We start from the raw sequence: 18,180 nt of genomic DNA on the forward strand, positions 1-18,180 counted from the left end.
CCTCAGCCTCCCGTATGGCCCAGTTTTGCGGCAAAGTACATCCGGTTCTGCAGAACGCGGCTGTCGTCCGGCAAATAGGCGGCCGCCCGTTCATTCGCTTCCCGGGCCAGCTCGAAAGCGCCGATTCGATCGTAGCAGACGCACAGTTGCAATTGGGGCAACCAGGTCCAGCAGGCGTGAATGAGCAGCGCGGAAGTATCGGCCGGCATCTCCAGCTGTGTGGCGAGACGGTACCACCAGATTGCCTCGTGATATCGCTCTTCGCTGAAGTACGCGTACCCGATCCGGCAGCAATTTTCTGCCCGCGGCAACGCTGTGGCGAATGATTGAAGCGCTCTCTGCCGGGCCTTCTCCATCTCCCCCAACTGGAGATAACACTCCGCCGCCCGGCCGCAAGCGCCGATCCGGTCTTCGATCCATACTTCGTGATTCCCGAACGCAAGCAGCTTCTCGTACTGCTCGACTGCGCGCTGCCAGAGCTGATGATCGTACAGCTCGTTGGCATAATAGTACACATCGCGCGGGCCGAACGTTTCGCCGGCATTGACCTTGTTTTCGTAAATGTTCAAATTGCGCGAGGAAGCGGTATGCACGCGGTCGTGCGTTATGGCAATCTCGCTGTTCAACACGACGCCGCTGATCTGCAAATACTCGTGCACGCTGCCGACCCAAGTCAGGCCCAGACTGCGACGGACAATCCGATTGCGGCGCAGGCTGCTCGTTACATTGCCGTACTTGTCCTTGGCCAGATGGTAGTGCATGGACACGACGTCGGTACCCGCCGGCATCGCCGCCAGAAGCAACGCGAGCTTCTCCCGGTCTGCCGGCAGCAGCACGTCGTCCGCATCGAGCCACATGAGATAATCCTGCGTCGCAAGACTGAAGGCAAAGTTGCGGGCGCGGGAGAAATCGTCCACCCACTGGAAATCGACGATGCGGTCGGTAAAGCGGGCGGCGATCTCCTTCGTGCGGTCGGTCGAGCCGGTATCGACGATGACGATTTCCGCAACAAGATCGGCGACACTCGACAAGCAGCGCTCCAGCGTCTCCTCTTCGTTTTTCACGATCATGCACAGGCTGACGGACGCGGGGCGCTCCCAGGCGTACAGCAGCTCGGTAATATCTTTCCCCCATTTGCTTCGGGCCGCCTCCCGGTTTATGACCAGCTGTCGGCCATACCAGGTTGGATCGGTCGGGAACAACAACGGCGGCTGCCCGTACCGCACCAGGCTGTCGCGGGCGATCCGCAGCTCGTAGCCGGCTTGCATCATCCGATAGCATAAATCGTCGTCCTCGTACGACTCCAGCGCGAAGCGCTCGTCGAAGCCGCCAAGCTCGCGGAACACATCGGCCCGGACGGCCAGCAGGAAGCTGAGCAGCCGCGGAGCGGGAGCCGACGCGCCGTGCCTGGCAAGCAGCGAGCGGCGTTCGGTCGGCTTGAGCTTCAGCAGCGCATCGACGGAAACCAGAATGTGCTGCGCGCCGCTGACGCCGTTCGTAACCGGACCGACCATCGCGGCTTTCGGATGCTCATCCAGGCAGCGGAGCAGGCTTTCCAGCCAGCCTGCCGTCACTTCGACGTGATCGCGCAGCATGACAATGATGTCGCCGCTCGCTTGTGCGGCGCCGAGATTGAAACCGGCCGCGACGCCGGAAATTCGTTCCGTTGCGACGATTCGGTCGACGCTGGCTTTGCGCCGCTTGAGCTGCCGGTCAATGGCTGGTGAACCGCCGTCATTGACGACGATCAGCTCGCAAGGCGTCTTCGTATGCTTGCGGATCGCATCCAGGCACGGTCCGAGCAAGCTTTCATGCTGGGACAGCAATACAATACTGACGGACTTCATGATGCACCTCCGTATGCGGGGGAAAATGTGATTGCCGGACGCTGTCGGCGCTGCCGGTCAAGGCGCACGGTTGTCCGTGCGCCGTTGAGCGGATTGCGGGCAGATCTTGTTAAGCCAAGCGGAAGATCGTAATTTTGGCTCCATCCGATGGAGCTAATGTAACTGGTCCCAGCAGATCAAAAAACTGTAACTGTATCGTAGATCCTGCAGTAAGCGGAACGATTACAGAGTCATTCCAGCGTTTAGTAGGTAAAGTTGGTGCTTGAACGCTGTTCGGAATCGTAGTTCCATTTGCTAAAAGTTGAGCGCTTACCAGCATATCGGCTGTCGAATTTAATTCGTATTGAATGTAATAGACGCCTGCTGTGGAGACTGTAAATATATCATTTGTCCCGTTAATAAAAATATCCGCGCTGAATTGCTGTTCGTTAGGAAAAGGAACGTTTGTGCCTCCGAGAACTACTGCAATTGGAGTAACGCTGGTGTTGTTGTTAGTGGAAAATCCATAGCCGGGAATACCTGAGCCCGTTACGCCCGTTACGCCCGTTGCTCCGGTTGCACCCGTTTCTCCGGTTGCGCCGGTTGCTCCCGTCGCACCTGATCCTGTCGCGCCCGTTACGCCGGTTGCTCCGGTTGCTCCCGTTTCTCCGGTTACGCCCGTTGCGCCCGTTGCGCCCGAGCCGGTTGCGCCTGTCATACCAATTGCGCCGGTTGCGCCGGTTTCACCCGTAACTCCTGTCGCTCCGGTTGCCCCAGTCGCGCCGGTTGCGCCGGTCTCACCTATAAGCCCGGTTGCTCCTGTCGAACCCGTTGCTCCGATCGCGCCGGTTGCACCGGTTTCGCCAATCCCCCCTGTCGCTCCGGTAGCTCCGGTTGCACCTGCATCCCCTGTTGCGCCGGTAGCCCCTGCGCCGGTCGCTCCCGTAGCGCCAGTTGCACCCGTCGCTCCTGTTACGCCATTAACGCCCGCTGCGCCGGTTGCTCCGGTTGCGCCAGTAACGCCGGTTGCGCCCTTCGCACCATCCGCGCCAGCTGCGCCAGGTGCACCGGTTGCCCCCGGAGCGCCCGGTGCGCCAGTAGCGCCAGGCATACCGGGAACACCGGTGGCTCCGGGAGCACCCGGTGCGCCGGTGGCTCCAGCCGCGCCCGTTGCGCCGGTAGCGCCGACCTTCGCCAGCTTCTGCAATTGAGCGATAATGTCGTCCATCGTCAGCGCCTGGTCGGTCACTTCGATCATTTCCGCCGTTTCGCCTTGCGCAATGATCGAAACGGGCTGACCTACGGCCAACGAAGAAAGATCAAGCGCATCGTTCGAATTTTTGCCGTAAACGAGCGTGTCTTCCGAAAGCGCAAACGAATGCGATTGGCCGCCTGCCGAAATCGTGACTTGACCGTTGTCAATCGACGATACCACGCCGTATGTTACTTTCTGCGCAACGGAGGACGACGAGTCGTTGATCATGTAAGGCAGTGCGGAAGTCAAAATTTTGGCCATCTGCGCCCGAGTCACCAACTCCAGCGGCTTGAACTCCTGATCCGGGAATCCGTCGACAATATGTAGCTCGGATGCGATGCTGACGGAATTGGCCAGCTGCGGCGATATTTGGTCCGCATCCAGGAACGGCGACGGCGCGCCGGTCAATTGCGGCAAGCTGTTCGCCTGCTGAATGGCGCGCACGACCAGTTGCGTCACCCATTCCCGCGAGGAAGCGGCGCCGCCCCATGTGGTTTGCCCGTCGGACGTCAACTCGGACGAATCGATCAAGCCCAATTCGACGGCAAGCTTGATGTAGCCCTGTGCCCAATCGTCGGCCGAATATCCGGTGACGCCGGAAAGCACCTTGTCTTCGGCATCCATAAGCCGAAGCGTCATAACGACCGCTTCCTGATGCGTCACGTTGTCCTGCGGATCAAAAACTTGATCCCCGCGTCCTTGAATCACTTCGAGCAAACTCATCTGGGCAATTTGTTTCTGCGCCCACGGCACTTGCTGCACATCCTTGAAAAACTCTTTTGCCGCCGCCGCCGCATTTGCCGCTCCGGAGAGCATCATCGTGACGCTCAAACCGGTCAAGACAATCTTCTTTTTGTCCTTCAAGGTCCCGTCTCCTCTAAGTGGTATAGGTATTTGCGACTATCCCAGTCAAAAGTCTGCAATGAGTCGCTACTATATATTATAACGGCAATTCTAAACATTCTCTGAACAATTTCGGCATAATCATGTCGAAATTTGACGAACCATCGACAGTTTGTTCGAATATCTTTTTTCCAGAGCATTCTTCCTGCAATTTGCCCGGGCACAGCGTCATACGAACTGCCGCAACAACAATCAAGCTGCGGCCGATCACTTCCACCGACGGAACCCGTCTATCACCCTCAAACGCGAAAAAACAAAATGAAGCTGCAATGGCGTTCGGACAATGGACTTCGTGCCTAACGGATCGTACGAGGCTTATTCAGTCGAAATCGGCCTGCCAGCAAAACTTAACGGTTCTCACAGACGCTATTCGACGAAAACGGTCAAACCCGGAGTAAAATCGGCTAATAAGCTCACCACGATCCGTTAGCACCAGTAAATCGTCCGAAATGACCGCATAAGCTCATGATGAACCGTTAGAACGCCGAAGGTGGAAGGAAGAAGCTTCTCGCTCCCTCCCGATGGCGAACGAGCGCCATAGCAGGAGAATCATCCCAGCGAACTCGCAACAAGCCTGCTCCCGGGGGGACCACAACAACGGTCCACAGTTAATCGACAGTCCTTTTTCATGGGCTATTTTGGTTACGCGATCCGGCATTGTGCTTTCACGCAAAAAAACCGGCGCCCCACAGGCGCCGGCCACTCCACTTCTTAGGCGCGCACAGGCGCCCAGATTACTTCGCTTTCTTCCTGGCCGTTGACAGGCCACCAATGGAAGCCGTCACGCTCCAGCAGCTCCCTTGCGGCATCCGGCCCCCAGGAACCGGCCGCATAAGGCTGCAGCTCGCTTCGACCCTGCTTCCACGCTTCGGCGATTTTGTCGACGTAGCGCCAGGCGAATTTCACTTCGTCCCACCGCGTAAAATAGGTCGACTCCCCGCGCGCCGCGTCGTGCAGCAGCCGTTCATACGCTTCCGGCGTGTTCAGCCCGACCTGGCAACTTTGGCAGAAATCCATCGCCACCGGAATAATCATGCCGGCGGAACCCGGCTGCTTGGCATTGATTTTGATGTAGATGCCTTCCAGCGGATTGACCCGGAACACGAGCAGGTTCGGCTGCAGCGTATGCTTCTGCGCGAGATACACGTTGTCCGGAATCGTCTTGAACTCGACGACGACTTCGGTCGTTTTCACCGGGAGCCGTTTGCCCGTCCGAATGTAGAACGGCACGCCCGACCAGCGGAAGTTGTCGATCAGCACCTTGGCGGCAAAATACGTCTCCGTCGACGACGCCGGATTGACCGAATCTTCGGCGCGGTACGCTTTCTTCGGCTCGCCTTTCATTTCGCCTTCGGTATATTGGCCGCGGACGACGTTCGCTTCCACTTCATCCGGCGAGTAGGCCCGCAGCGAACGCAGCACCTTCACCTTCTCGTCGCGGATGTCTTCCGGCGCCAGCCGGCTCGGCGGCTCCATCGCCATCATCGTCACCATCTGCAGCATATGGTTCTGCGCCATATCGCGCAGCGCGCCCGAATGATCGTAGTACCCGCCGCGCTCCTCCACGCCGACCGTTTCGCTGAGCGTGATTTGCACATTCGCGATGTACTTGTTGTTCCACAGCGGCTCGAAGAACGCGTTGGCGAACCGGATCACTTCGATGTTCTGCACCATTTCCTTGCCAAGGTAGTGGTCGATGCGGAATATCTCGTTCTCCTTGAACACGCTGCACAGCTCTTCGTTCAGCTTCTCGGCCGACGCCAGATCGAAGCCGAACGGCTTCTCGATGACAAGCCGATGCCAGCCGGCCGATTCGAGCAGCCCGCCCTCCTGCAAATTGCGCGCGACGCTGCCGAACAGATCGGGCGCCAGCGCCAAATAAAACAGCCGGTTGCCGGCGATGCCGAATTTGCTCTCCAGCTTCTGAGCGACGTGCTCCAGCTCGCGGTAGCCGGACGTATCGTTCGTGTTCAGCGACATGTATTCGAAATGAGCGGCGAACCGCGCCCATTGCTCGTCATCCTGGTTGGTGCGATAGCGCGCAAACTCGTGGATCGAAGCCAGCAAGTCTTCGCGGAATTGTTCATTCGTACGCGGTCTTCTGGCCAGGCCGACAACGGCAAATTTCTCCGGCAGCTTGCCTTCCCGGTACAAGCTGTAGAACGCCGGAAACAGCTTGCGCCGCGCCAAATCGCCTGTAGCCCCGAATATAAAAAACAGCGCCCCTTCTTGGTAAAACGCTTCGTGACGTTTATCGCTCATGGTTGGTCCTTCGTTCCTTTGCATGATATACTTGCCGATTCAGTGTACCATATTCCCGCCCGCATCGCTATTCGATCGCATGATGGAATCGATCACTATTTATTATGCTTTTTCCCCATCAGCCACAAAAATGCCAATGCCACCAAAACGACGATGCCGAGAATGACGTTCGCCTCTGTGCCCATGTCGCGCTCCCCTTGCTACAGACTTATGCTTCCATTTTAGATGCAGTGGCGAAAAGAAGTCAAAGATAACGCTTTCGACAAAATATGCAGGGTTAGGTCGAAAGATATATTTTGTGAATATGCCCGCCCGGCTCGTTACGGCGTTCGCGGACAGTGGTATACTATGGTAAAACATTACAAGGATGTGCGTTCGTTTGACAGCGCTGGAACCGTTGCCGGCATCTGCCCGGACAGATGCGGCCTCCCGCTATCGACAAGACAACATGCTGTTCGCGCACGTCTTCGGCGACAGCAATCCGGATAAGGAAAATTCCCCTATGCAAGATCGTCACCCGTTCACCCGACAACATGCCCCATCGTACGCCGCTAATGCGGCCCAAAGCATTGCCGCCATTTTGTCGGCAGCGAGGGCGCTCGACAGCGCGGCTGCGCCGCTGAAGCCGGACGCGGCCGTTTCGACGTTCGCCAAGCGCGAAGTAACCAGCTCCGATCCGCTGGCCGTCAAGGCGACGGCGCGCGACGGCGCGGAACGACGTACGATCCGGCTGCAAGTCGAGCAGACGGCTGTCGCCCAGCGCAACAGCGGCGCCTCCTTCGTCAAGCTCGGACCTACTTCGCTGCTCGCCGGCCCCAACCGCTTCACGGTGGAAAGGAACGGCGGCTCGACGGTCACGATCGAATGCTTCATCCGCGAAGGCGACACCCACGAGCAGGCGCTGACGCGGATGAAACGAGCCATCAACGCTGCCAAAAGCGGGATCAACGCCGTCATTCGCACGGACGACACGGACCGAATCCGGCTGGCGGTCGCCGCCGAAGCGACCGGCACCGGACAAGCGTTCCGGCTCCGCGACGAAAGCGGCAACGCCGTCGGGACTACCGGCATCTCGGCCGTCGATGCGCTGGCGGCGAATGCCAGATACCGGTTGGACGGCGGCGGACCGATCACTTCGGAGTCGAACGAAATTGCGCTGGAGCAAGGCGAAATTGTCGCCTTGCTGGTTGTGCCGACGTCCGGGCCGGTTACGCTGCAGGTGCGCTCGGCGCATGCGACGATCGTGCAAGACATCGTCGCGCTGGGCGCCGCCTACAATCAACTTGCTGGCGCGTTCGCCGCAGCCGAAGGCATTGCCGCGCCGCAGTTGAACCGCATGCTGGCGCAAACGCTTGACGCCGGCACGCTGGAACCGCTCGGCCTGACCCCGCGCAGCGACGGTTCGCTCGACGCGGATCGCGGCAAGCTGCACGCAGCGGCTGTCGGCCGTGTTGCGGAGCTGGAGCGAACCATCGGCGCCTGGGCGGGCAAGCTGAGCAGGATCGCGCTGCGGCTGCTGGCCAGCACGGGCGAAGCGTTGCTGGATCGCGGCAATGCCGAATACCGGCGGTATGTCAACTACCGCCCTTCGATGTCGCTTTACAGCCAATTGCCATTCGACGGCATTCTGCTCAACCGCTTCTTTTGACGAGCAGAGGCGGCGAGCTTAACAACCCGTTCACGCGAAAATGGGGCTTGAGAAGTTTGCGGAACGGCGGCGACGGCGGAGAGATGCGGCACTCGACGGACGAGGCACGACGTGCCGGAGCTAGTGGAAGCAGAGGAATACTTAGGGATGACGAGGCAAACGCCGGCCGGTTGAGGCGGGCAGTACTATGAGGCACATGTGCTGGTGGCTGAAACGAAGGTGGATGAATCGGTGCTGCTCAAGCGAGCGGCTCGAGCAAGACTCACTTGGAAATAGGCCATCTTTTATGGCCTATTTCGCCAAAAACAGGTGCCTGCCGCAAAATAGCCAGTGATTTGACTGGCTATTCGGTCGAAATGCTTGAATAGGCAGCCATTCGGTGCGAATAGCCAGTGTTTTCACTGGCTATTTTCGTTGCAATAGGTCAAATCGGGCAAATAAGCAACTTTTTATGGCCTATTTCGCCCGCCAAGCGTCTCTACCGCACAAGCGGGACCATCTCCCGCTTGCGGTTTCGGAACGCGGCAAGCTGCCGCACGCCGATCCCTTGCAGGAACTCGGCTACTTGCTCCCAATCGTGGAGCAGCTCGGCCGGGCTGTGCGCATCCGAGCCGAATGTGAAGCCGACGCCGGCGCGGTGCAGCCGCTCCAGCAGGTCGGTCGAAGGGAACCACGCCCGCGCCGGCTTCCTCGTCCCGGACGTGTTCACCTCCACGACCAGGTCACGCTCGGCGATGATTCGCACCGTTTCATCCCACAATGCGGTCAGCGGCTCGGACGGAAGGAAGCCCAGTCCCTTCACCGCATCGAGGTGCCCGAGGATGTCGAAGGCGCCGCACTGCGCGGCCTCCTGCACGAGCCGGATGTAATGCGTAAACGTCTGCAGCGGATCGGCGCCATCCTCTTCCCAGCGCCTGCGGTCGAACACGTGCCGGCCTTCGAAGTAATGCACCGAACCGATCACGTAATCGAGCGGATAAGCGGCGAATATCCCCTTGTACCGCTCCATCCAGCCCGGCATGTAGTCGGATTCGACACCGAGCCGGATATCGAGACGGCCGGCATATTCCGCGCGGAGCCGCACCATCTCGTCGGCGTAGCGCGGAAACTCCGACTGCGCCATCGTCATCCCCGGAGCCGGATGGTCGCCCGGCTGAAAAAACAGCGGGATGTGGTCCGACAGGCCAAGCTGATCCATGCCGGCGGCGAGCGCCGCCTCGATCATGTCCCGCAACGTCCCCCGCGCATGCCCGCAGCGGTCATGATGCGTATGATAATCTATTTTCATCTTGTCGCCGTCTCCCTCGCTTCTCTCGCTCACGGTGTTTCCGCTTCACCCTTTGATCGCGCCAATCATCACGCCTTTGACGAAATATTTTTGCAGAAACGGGTAGACGCACAAAATCGGCAGCGTCGACACGATAATAATCGCGTATTTCACCTGCATGATCGCGAGGCTTTTTTCCTCGCTCATCATGATCGAATCGGCCATGCTTTGCGTGTTTTCCACCAGCACCTTCACCAGGTACAGCTGCAGGGGCTGCAGCTCCTTGCTGGGCAAATAAATGAGCGCGCTGAAGTAGCTGTTCCAGTGCTCCACCGCATAGAACAGGATCAGCACGGCCATAATCGGCATTGACAGCGGAGTGACGATCCGCCACAAAATGCCCATGTCGCTCGCGCCGTCCAGCTTGGCCGATTCGATCAGCGTGTCCGGAATCGACTCGAAAAACGTCCGGGCGATAATGACGTACCACACCCCAACCGCCCCGAGCAAAATCAAAATCCAGCGAGTATCGTACAGCCCGATCCGGTTCATCAAAATAAACGTCGGAATCGTGCCGCCCTTGAACAGCATCGTAAACACGATGAACAGCGTCAGCGGCACGCGGATGACGAAACCGCGGCGCGACAGCGGATAAGCGAGCAGAATCGTCATGACTACGTTGAACGCCGTGCCGACCGCCGTATAAAAGATCGTGTTCGCGTAAGCCGTCCACAAATCCGGATTGTCCGTCACCAGTTTGTACGATTGCAGCGAAAAGCCTTTCGGCCACAGCCACACTTCCATCCGGGCGGCGGCAAGCGGATCGCTGATCGACATGCTGAAGACAAACACAAGCGGATAAAGGCAGACGACGATCACACCCAGCATCAGACACGTGATAGCAGCATCGGCCAGCTTGCCGGCAACCGCCGTTCGTTTTTTCACTGTACTCACCATATGCTCACCATAACGAAATCGCCGTCCATTTTTTCGCCAGCTTGTTGAAGGTGACGATCAGAATAAAGTTGATGATCGCGTTCATCAGATCGACCGCGGCGGCGAAGCTGAATTCCCCGCCGACGAGCCCGACCCGGTACACGTACGTCGACACAACGTCCGCCACATCGTACGTCGCGGGGTTGTACAGCAGGATGATTTTTTCGAAGCCGACGCTCATCATCCGGCCGAGCTGCAGAATGAGCAGGATGACGATCGTCGAGGCGAGCCCGGGCAGCGTTACGTGCTGCATTTGCCGCCACCGGCCGGCGCCGTCCATCTTCGCCGCTTCGTACAATTGCGGGTCGATCGCCGCAATCGCCGCCAGGTACAGAATCGAGCTGTAGCCGAAACCGGCCCAAATGTCGGTGCCGATGTAGATCGTACGAAACCAGCCGGCCTCGCTGAGAAAATTGATTTTGTCCAAACCGAGCTGGACGAGCAGCGCGTTAACGATGCCGCTGTTCGGCGACAGGAACGTTACGGTCATCCCCACAATCACGACGACGGAAATAAAATGCGGCAAGTAGCTCACCGACTGCACAACGCGCTTGAACCCTTGGCGCCGCACCTCGTTCAGCAGCAGGGCGAACACGATCGGCACCGGGAACCCCCAGATCAGGTTGTACAAATTGAGCAGCAGCACGTTTTTGATCAGGCGGAAGGCGTAGATGGACTGGAAAAACTGTTCGAACCATTCCAGCCCGACCCACCTGCTGTGCCAAATCCCCTTGGCCGGCGAAAAGTCCTTGAACGCCATCAGCATGCCGTACATCGGCGCGTAGTGAAACAGAAGGAAATACACGACGGCCGGGAGCGTCATCAACAGCAAATATTTGTCCCGGAGCCAGCGCTTGCGGTACCGGCTCCAGCCGGAAGCCGCGGACAGCCGCGACGGTTCGGCGGGCGAAGGCAATTGGCGGGTGTCGTTCATCATGCAGCGTTTCTCTCCTTGTTGCAGGGTCGCAGGCGGCGCGGGCCGCAAGGGCCCGGGCGCCGCCAAAACGCCGCCGCTTTACTTGCCGGCCTTGCTTGCCATCAGACGGTCATACTGCGCCTGGCGAATCGACAGCACATCGGCGATGCCGATGTCCTGGATGCGTTTCGTGAAGCTGTCCCACTTGTCGATCGACTCCTGGCCGAGAATGAACTTGGCGATCATTTCGTCCTTGTACGTCGTAATGTCGGTCAGCTTGCGATTCAGCTTGGCAAACTCGTCCTCCGTCGGCATCGCGAATTCCACAACCGGCACGATATACGGCTCGACGCGGTTGGCCCGCTCGGCCAGCGTGTCGTCGGTCAGTTTCAGCATCGACACCCATTCCTTCTTCATCACGAGGCTGTTGAGCTGCCAGCCGCCGATCGAACGGATCGCTTCCACGGGGCCGAGCCCATTCGGATTTTTCAGCACAAAATCGGTAAACACCGGCTTGCCGTCCTTCATCGTGTACGACTTGCCTTCCACCCCGAGCGTGGCGCGTTTGGAATTTTCCATGCTGTAGATGACGTAGTCGAGCCAGCGGAAGGCGATTTCCGCGTATTTGGAATCCTTGTTGATGACCGCGTTGCCGTTCGAGGTCCAGGTCGACTCGATGTGCCCCTTGTACCCGTTCGGGCCTGCCGGCGGCATCGCCATCACCCATTGCGGGTTCGTTTCGCCCGCTTCCTTCAGCTTGTTGTTCCAGAGCGTGTTCGACTCCTGCCAGGCCAGTGCGGCGCCGCTCAGGTTGCGGATGATTTTCGACGTCAGCTGGTCCTTGTTGTTGACGGCGAACTCCATGTCGAGCAGCCCTTCCTTGACCAGCTTGTTCAGGAACACGACCATTTCCTTCGCCCGCGGGTCGAGCCATTCGTACTGGATTTTGCCTTTGGCGTCCGGGTAGAAGCCGTCGCTCGTGCGCAGATGCAGCCCCCACGCGTTGCCCCAGTAATACAATTGCGCGACGCCCTGGTAGTTGCTCATCGGAATTTCGTCCGCCTTGCCGTTGCCGTTCGGGTCCTTCTCTTTAAACGCTTTCAAAACGTTGTACCAGTCGTCGACCGTCACCGGCTCCTTCAGGTTCAGCTTGTCGAGCCAATCCTTGCGGATGAGCCAACCGTACGGGCCGGAGGCGACCTCTTCGTCGCGGGTGCCCGACAGCGTATACGTGACGCCTTCCGGCGTCTTCATCAGCGCCGGCAGCAGCGGCTTCTGCTTGAACACCTCGGCCGCGTTCTGGCCGTACTTCTTGATCAGATCGTCGAGCGGCAGCAGCAAGCCGTCTTTGCCGTATTTGTACATGTCGAACGAGGTGAACATAATATCGGGCAAATTCGATCTTGCCGCCAGCCGCGTTTGCAGCGCCGTCTGGTATTGGCTGCTCGGGGCCACGTCCCATTTGATTTTGACCCCGGTTGCTTTTTCGATCTCCTGCCAGACCGGCAAATTTTGCGTCAGGCTGGCCGCCGCAAACGGATTGTCGGCAATCGCCACCGTCAGCGTCACCGAACCGTCGGTTACGATCGGCATTTTGTTGACCGGGCCTGCTGCCTGCGCCGGCGAAGCCGAAACGCTCGTCTGCGGGGACGAAACCGGCGATGCCGATGCGGCGCCGTCCGGCTTGCCGGATGACGACGAGCAGCCGGCGGCCGCAACGGTACCGGCCAGCGCCGCCATCAGCCCAAGGCGTGTATACGCAATTTTGTTCATCGAACGAACCCCTCTCCTTCGATTGCTGCGAATGTAAAAGTGCCCCGTCGGCCTATGCCCGCGCCTCGCCGCCGCTGTCCGCGCGCTCCGGATTCGCCGTTCGGCGGCGTGCCGGGCCGGGTCGATCGTTCCGGGTGCCCCCAGTATAGGCGGGGCGGCGACGGACCGTCTACGATCACCTCTTGCCCTCCGCCATACAAAATTTGACCCGGCCGAACGCCGCCTACGGATAACCTTTAAACTGGCTCGGGGTGATGCCCATATATTTTTTGAACAGCCGCCGGAACGTGATGTCGTTGTCGAAGCCGACCTTGTGCGCGATCTGCACGATCGTCGCGTCGCCGGGCAAAAGGCGCTTCGCGGCCTCGATCCGGCAGCGGTTCACATAGTCGATGAAGTTGGTGCCGGTCTGGCTTTTGAAATAGCGGCTCAAATACGAAGAGGAAATGCCGAAGGCGTCCGCCACCGCGGTCAAGGACAAATTCTGATCGGTAAAATGCGCCTCCAAATACGATTTGATGTCGCGAACCAGATGGTCGTTGCGCCCTTCCCGCTCCGCGGCGACCAGGCGAACCGCGTCTTCGTACAGCCCGGCAATCGCATCCAGCATGGCGTCCAGTTCCTTCTGCTGCAGCAGCCCGTTCAGGCTGACCGCCGGCGCTTCGGCGATGTTCAGCTCCTCAAGCGCAAGAAACGCTACGACGGCGACCCGGTAGCAGAGGAAACGAATGGCGCCCAGCGGCAGCCGGTGCCCTTGCGCCTCCGCCCGCACGACGCGGCGCGCCTTGTCGACAGCGGCCGCGGCATGCCCCGCCTTGAGCGCCGCCTTGATCTCTTCCTCTTCGCGGATCGCGCCTTTCCAGTACACCGCTTCCTCGAACCGCTCCGCGTAAAGCGTTGCGCCGTCCTCCTGCGTAAAACGGTACTCCAGCGCACGTTGTGCGTCCGCGTAGGAAAGATGCAGCTCGCCCGGACCGGCGCACGGCCGGCCGACGCCGATCGCCCGGTAGGCGACGTTCATGCTTTGCAGTGCGCCGCGAATCGCTTCCAGCGCCCGTTCGCCGGCGGCTTCATTTTCCACATTGAGAATGACCGCCTTGCTCCGCCCCTCCAGCTCGACCCAGTAGACAGTGGCGGCGCGCGCATCAAGCCCGGCGTTCACCTGCGCGAAGAACGGCTCCGGCACGGTCTGCTCCTCGCCGAGCAGCACGATCAGGCAGCGGTACTCGTCATGCGGGAACGTAATGTCCAGCAGTTCCATCGTACGGGCCATGTCCGCCTGCCCGGTTTCGTCGCGCAGCAGCTTGGCCAGGCACGTATTGCGGGCGAGCGGCTTGTACAGCAGCATTTCGCTTTCGCTGCGGTCGGCGTCGCCCAGCATCGCATAAATCGTTTTTTCCAAAATGCGGTATTCGTTGTGCTCGTTGTCGGCGGCGCGCCGTCGCGAGCCGACCAGGCTCAGCATCTGCGCTACCGGGCGATAATCGCGCCGCGCCAGCAGCAGCGAAATCGCCACGCCGACGGCCAAATAAAACAGCACCAGCCCGGCGGCCACGAGGCGCACGCTCTCCAGCTTGGCGGCCAGCGCGCCGGTTGGCACGGCGAGGTGATACGTCCAGCCGTTCGCGCCTTCCGCCGACCGGTACAGCGTATAGCCCGCTTCCCGCGGGATGCGTTGCTGCAGCGCCGCGGCGACCCCCGGGTCGCCATGGTAATCGGTGACGAGCCGCCCCTCGCTGTCGGTGACGTACACGCTGCCGCCGGCTTTCGCCACGGCGGACTTGCCGAGCAGCTCCTGGATCGTCTCCTCGCGGACGAACAGCAGCAGCGTCGCCTGGAAGCCGGAATCGCCCGGCGGCAGCGCATGCAGATACGTCAGCAGCCGTTTCGGCTGGTTCAGCACGCGAACCTCCTCCGGCAGCAGGATCGTGCGGTTGTTGAGTTGCCCGAGCAGCGCCGACCAGTCGTCCGCCGTCCGCCGCGAATAGCGCATCAGATCGGTAAAAAACCGCTCCCGGCTGTCTTTGCCGACGCTCGAAAGCACCGTGTTTTTGCTTTTGAAATCGATCGCAAGCTCGTCCACAAACGGGTACGTCGCCTGAAAAATGCGCAGCTCCTGCAAAATGTTCAACAGCAGCCCGATGTCCAGCCGGTCGTAGCTGAAGCTGTCTCCCTCCATATTCATCAGCTGCGTCGCCCAGGGCATGTAGGACAGCTGCACCGCAAACGTGTCCAGCGTTTGGAAATTGCGGTCGATTTCGCCGCGAATGTCTTCGAGCACGCTGCTGTAGGCGGCGTGCGTCTCCTTTTCGATCGCGTTCGTCAGCCAATAATAGCTGGCCAGCCCGAACGCGATCATCGGCAGCGTGATAATGAGCAGATAAGAGTACAGCACTTTCATAAACAAGGTGCCCGACCGGTTTCGTCCGAAAATCGTTTTCATCCCGTTCCCCCGCCCGCGTGTATCTTTCGAGGCCAGGCCATCCGCGCGACCTGAGCATGCCTGTATTATGCATGCAAATGATAGCGCTATCAAGACGCGCTGCAACGGAACCGGCAAAAGACGAAAAATGTATGCCGGCGAACAAATTTTGTTCGTTGACGCCCGCACCGGCGCCATTCGATGATGAAAAAGCAAGCCACCATCCATAAAGGAGGGATTTGACGAATGAACCTCATCCATCTTCATCCGCATCCGCGTCGGCTGCTGTCCGTCGCATGCGTTGCCGCCGCGCTGCTGGCTGCGGCACTTCTCGCGCTGCTCCTGCCGCCGCCCGGCCCGGCTTACGGCCAGATGGGCAACGGACTGAAAGGCGACTATTACGACAACGCCGATTTCACCGTCCCGAAGCTGTCGCGCACCGACGCGACGGTCAACTTCAACTGGGGCGCCGGCTCGCCCGACGCCTCCATCGGCGCGGACACGTTCTCCGTCCGCTGGACGGGGCAAGTTCGGCCGCAGTACGCGCAGGCGTACACGTTCTATGTCGGTTTCGACGGCGGCGTCCGGCTGTGGGTCGACGGCGAGCTGCTGATCGACAAGTGGTTCGATCAGACAGGCGCCGAATGGTCGGCGGCGATCGAGCTGGCGGCCAATACCGACTACGACATTCGGCTGGACTATTACACCGCCGCAGGCAACGCCTCCGTCAAGCTCAGTTGGTCGAGCGCCAGCCAGGCGAAGCAGGTCGTGCCGCAAAGCCGGCTGAGCGAAACTCCGCCGCTCGTCAGCGCCGGCAAGCCCGCCACCGCGCAGAGCAGCGAAACCGGGCACGGCCCGGCTTACGGCAACGACGGCGACGCCACCAACGCCAGCTATTGGTCGGCGTATCCGTACACGCAGTGGTGGCAAATCGATCTCGGCGGCGACTACGACATCCGCACGATCAAGCTCCGCAACTACGTTGACGGCACCCGCTACTACCGTTACGACATTCAAACCAGCTCCGACGGCGCCTCATGGACGACCGTTGCGGCCAAAACGAACAACACCCCCGCGACCGACGCCGGCGACTCGTACTCCGTCAGCGGCACGGGGCGATATGTACGGGTGAACGTTACGTACAACTCGGCGAACCGGGGCACGCACATCAGCGATTTTAAAGTATACGGGTACAAGGCGTGTTCGCTCGATCCGTTCCTGCTGACGCTCGGCAAGCCGGCCGAAGTGGAGGCGCTGCCGTCGTCGCCGGGCGACCCGGTGATAACGTACACCCAGACCGGCCACGAGCCGCAATACGCGGTCGACGCCGACGCCACGAACGGCAACTATGCCAGCGTTTCGCCTTACCAGCATTACTGGCAGGTCGACCTTGGCGGCAACTACGACATTCGTCAAATCAGGCTGCGCAACTACGTTGACGGCACCCGCTTTTACCAATATGCGATTTATGTCAGCAAGGACCGGTTCAACTGGACCGAAGTCGGCGCCAAAACGAACACCGCCCCGGCAACCGACGCCGGCGATTCGTATGCGGTCAGCGCAGCCGGGCGGTACATCCGGGTGATGGGCACGTACAATTCCGCCAACGCCGTGTTTCACATTACCGATCTGAAGGCGTACGGCTACCACGAGGCGGTCCCCGTGCCGGCGCCAGCCGCAAACCGCAGCGCGCTTGCGATTATCCAGTCCGAGAACTACGACGCGGTAAGCGGCATCAGCTTCGTGCCGAGCCCCGACTCGACGCACGAATACGGCTACGGTAACGATGCCGACGCGGCCAGCGCAACGACGGCGGGCGACTATTTGCGTTTCGACAACATCGATTTCGGCTCTGGCGGCGTCGATCAATTTATCGCCCGGGTGTATACGCCGAACGCGGATGCCGGTCAGCCGCAGGAAACGGTCAACTTGCAGGTGCGGCTCGACTCTCCGACGGGCACGCTGATCGGCACGCTGCCCGCCTTCAAGCAATGGACGCGCAACAGCACGCTCGCCTGCGACGTCAGCAACGTGACCGGAGTGCACAGCGTGTATTTGATCATCGGCAACAACTCGGCCAAAGGGCTCGGCATCAACTGGTTCCAGTTCGCGAAGAAGCCGGCAGCGCCAACGCCGTCCCCGGCGCCTTCGCCCTTGCCGACGCCGGCAAGCTACAATGTGTACTTCGGCAACCTGCACAGCCACACCGCCTTCTCCGACGGCGTGAGCGTGCCCGACGCGGCGTTCGACTACGCTCGCAACACGGCGCATCTCGATTTTCTGGCGGTTACCGACCACTCCAACCTGTACGACAACGGCCTGGCGTGGGACCGCAGCCTCGAATGGCGCGATCTGAAGTTGGCGGCCGACCGCAAGACGGTGAACGGCAGCTTCGTCGCCATCGCCGGCAGCGAAACGACGTGGTACCCGTCGGACGGCTTCGGGCATATGAACACGCTGGCGATGGAGCATTTTATCAATACGTATGAAACCAAATACAACACGCCGGCCACGTTCTACAACGCGGTGAAGCAGTATCCGGCGGCGATCGTGCAGTGGAACCATCCGTGGGACGCCGATTTTAACGGCTTTGCGCCTTATGATGCGGATGCGGATCAGGTCGTCGATTTAATGGAGGTGCCCGCCTGGACGAATGCGATCAACTACATGGGGTACTATGCGGCGGCGCTCGATCGGGGCTGGCATATCGGCCCGGCGGGCAACCAGGACAACCACCAGGCGAACTGGGGCACACTCGACTTGCGCCGTACGGCAGTGCTGGCGGAGTGTACCTTTGTCAAGAAAGTAGACACACAATTTAAGCGATCTGCTGTTGCTCGTAGTACCTTTTTTCGCATAAATGCGGGGTGAGGTAACCAATTGACGAATGGATGCGAGTGCGATTGTAATCA

General features: G+C 59.9%; 11 protein-coding genes and 1 pseudogene. 2 read left to right on the plus strand and 10 right to left on the minus strand.

The genetic code is table 11. The features are described from left to right. Nucleotides 1–2: 2 nt before the first annotated feature. From EXY20_RS21115 to zwf, 5 genes and pseudogenes are all read right to left on the minus strand, one after another. A complete protein-coding gene (locus EXY20_RS21115; RefSeq protein WP_135554082.1) occupies nucleotides 3–1,847 on the minus strand; it encodes a glycosyltransferase family 2 protein in 1,845 nt (614 codons plus the stop codon). 109 nt (nucleotides 1,848–1,956) lie between these two features. Beyond that, nucleotides 1,957–2,937, minus strand: coding sequence for a BclA C-terminal domain-containing protein (locus tag EXY20_RS40800; RefSeq protein ID WP_456238569.1), 981 nt, complete (start codon nucleotides 2,935–2,937; stop codon nucleotides 1,957–1,959). A gap of 411 nt (nucleotides 2,938–3,348) precedes the next feature. Continuing rightward, nucleotides 3,349–3,900, minus strand: a pseudogene (locus EXY20_RS40805) (S-layer homology domain-containing protein); the annotation flags it as partial. A 121-nt stretch (nucleotides 3,901–4,021) separates the two neighbouring features. Beyond that, nucleotides 4,022–4,201, minus strand: a complete 180-nt coding sequence (locus tag EXY20_RS21125; RefSeq protein WP_135554084.1) for a hypothetical protein — start codon at nucleotides 4,199–4,201, stop codon at nucleotides 4,022–4,024. 494 nt (nucleotides 4,202–4,695) lie between these two features. Then, on the minus strand, nucleotides 4,696–6,246 hold the full coding sequence (zwf, locus tag EXY20_RS21130) for a glucose-6-phosphate dehydrogenase (protein ID WP_135554085.1): 1,551 nt from the start codon (nucleotides 6,244–6,246) through the stop codon (nucleotides 4,696–4,698). Nucleotides 6,247–6,625: 379 nt separating this feature from the next. Here zwf and EXY20_RS21135 point away from each other — a divergent pair, with 379 nt between their 5' ends. Further along, nucleotides 6,626–7,894, plus strand: coding sequence for a flagellar cap protein FliD N-terminal domain-containing protein (locus EXY20_RS21135; RefSeq protein WP_135554086.1), 1,269 nt, complete (start codon nucleotides 6,626–6,628; stop codon nucleotides 7,892–7,894). Nucleotides 7,895–8,372: 478 nt separating this feature from the next. Here the strand turns inward: EXY20_RS21135 and EXY20_RS21140 are convergent, their stop codons facing one another. From EXY20_RS21140 to EXY20_RS21160, 5 genes are all read right to left on the minus strand, one after another. Beyond that, nucleotides 8,373–9,182, minus strand: a complete 810-nt coding sequence (locus tag EXY20_RS21140) for a histidinol-phosphatase HisJ family protein (RefSeq protein WP_135554087.1) — start codon at nucleotides 9,180–9,182, stop codon at nucleotides 8,373–8,375. A 45-nt stretch (nucleotides 9,183–9,227) separates the two neighbouring features. After that, complete coding sequence (locus EXY20_RS21145; RefSeq protein WP_235886125.1) at nucleotides 9,228–10,115, minus strand: carbohydrate ABC transporter permease; 888 nt, start codon at nucleotides 10,113–10,115, stop codon at nucleotides 9,228–9,230. A gap of 7 nt (nucleotides 10,116–10,122) precedes the next feature. Further along, nucleotides 10,123–11,094, minus strand: coding sequence for an ABC transporter permease (locus tag EXY20_RS21150; RefSeq protein WP_135554089.1), 972 nt, complete (start codon nucleotides 11,092–11,094; stop codon nucleotides 10,123–10,125). A gap of 78 nt (nucleotides 11,095–11,172) precedes the next feature. Next, the gene (locus EXY20_RS21155; RefSeq protein ID WP_135554090.1) at nucleotides 11,173–12,846 is read right to left on the minus strand and encodes an extracellular solute-binding protein; all 1,674 of its coding nucleotides are present in this window, start codon (nucleotides 12,844–12,846) and stop codon (nucleotides 11,173–11,175) included. A gap of 223 nt (nucleotides 12,847–13,069) precedes the next feature. Beyond that, entirely contained in the window at nucleotides 13,070–15,289 is a 2,220-nt protein-coding gene (locus EXY20_RS21160) for a helix-turn-helix domain-containing protein (protein ID WP_167859402.1), read from the minus strand. A gap of 225 nt (nucleotides 15,290–15,514) precedes the next feature. On the opposite strand from EXY20_RS21160, the gene EXY20_RS21165 reads away from it, so the two are divergent. Continuing rightward, nucleotides 15,515–18,139 carry a galactose-binding domain-containing protein gene (locus tag EXY20_RS21165; RefSeq protein WP_135554092.1) on the plus strand — a complete coding sequence of 875 codons (2,625 nt, stop codon included), beginning with the start codon at nucleotides 15,515–15,517 and terminating at the stop codon, nucleotides 18,137–18,139. The last annotated feature ends 41 nt before the right edge of the window (nucleotides 18,140–18,180 follow it).

The sequence above is a fragment of the Paenibacillus cymbidii genome (assembly GCF_004764705.1).
Classification (GTDB): Bacteria; Bacillota; Bacilli; order Paenibacillales; family NBRC-103111; genus Paenibacillus_AN; species Paenibacillus_AN cymbidii.

What these genes read in the sequence shown, in the direction of transcription:
- EXY20_RS21115 (WP_135554082.1), bottom strand. Translation starts at nt 1,847, where the DNA reads ATGAAGTCCGTCAGTATTGTATTGCTGTCCCAGCATGAAAGCTTGCTC.
- EXY20_RS40800 (WP_456238569.1), bottom strand. Translation starts at nt 2,937, where the DNA reads ATGCCTGGCGCTACTGGCGCACCGGGCGCTCCGGGGGCAACCGGTGCA.
- zwf (WP_135554085.1), bottom strand. Translation starts at nt 6,246, where the DNA reads ATGAGCGATAAACGTCACGAAGCGTTTTACCAAGAAGGGGCGCTGTTT.
- EXY20_RS21140 (WP_135554087.1), bottom strand. Translation starts at nt 9,182, where the DNA reads ATGAAAATAGATTATCATACGCATCATGACCGCTGCGGGCATGCGCGG.
- EXY20_RS21150 (WP_135554089.1), bottom strand. Translation starts at nt 11,094, where the DNA reads ATGATGAACGACACCCGCCAATTGCCTTCGCCCGCCGAACCGTCGCGG.
- EXY20_RS21155 (WP_135554090.1), bottom strand. Translation starts at nt 12,846, where the DNA reads ATGAACAAAATTGCGTATACACGCCTTGGGCTGATGGCGGCGCTGGCC.
- EXY20_RS21160 (WP_167859402.1), bottom strand. Translation starts at nt 15,289, where the DNA reads ATGAAAACGATTTTCGGACGAAACCGGTCGGGCACCTTGTTTATGAAA.
- EXY20_RS21165 (WP_135554092.1), top strand. Translation starts at nt 15,515, where the DNA reads ATGAACCTCATCCATCTTCATCCGCATCCGCGTCGGCTGCTGTCCGTC.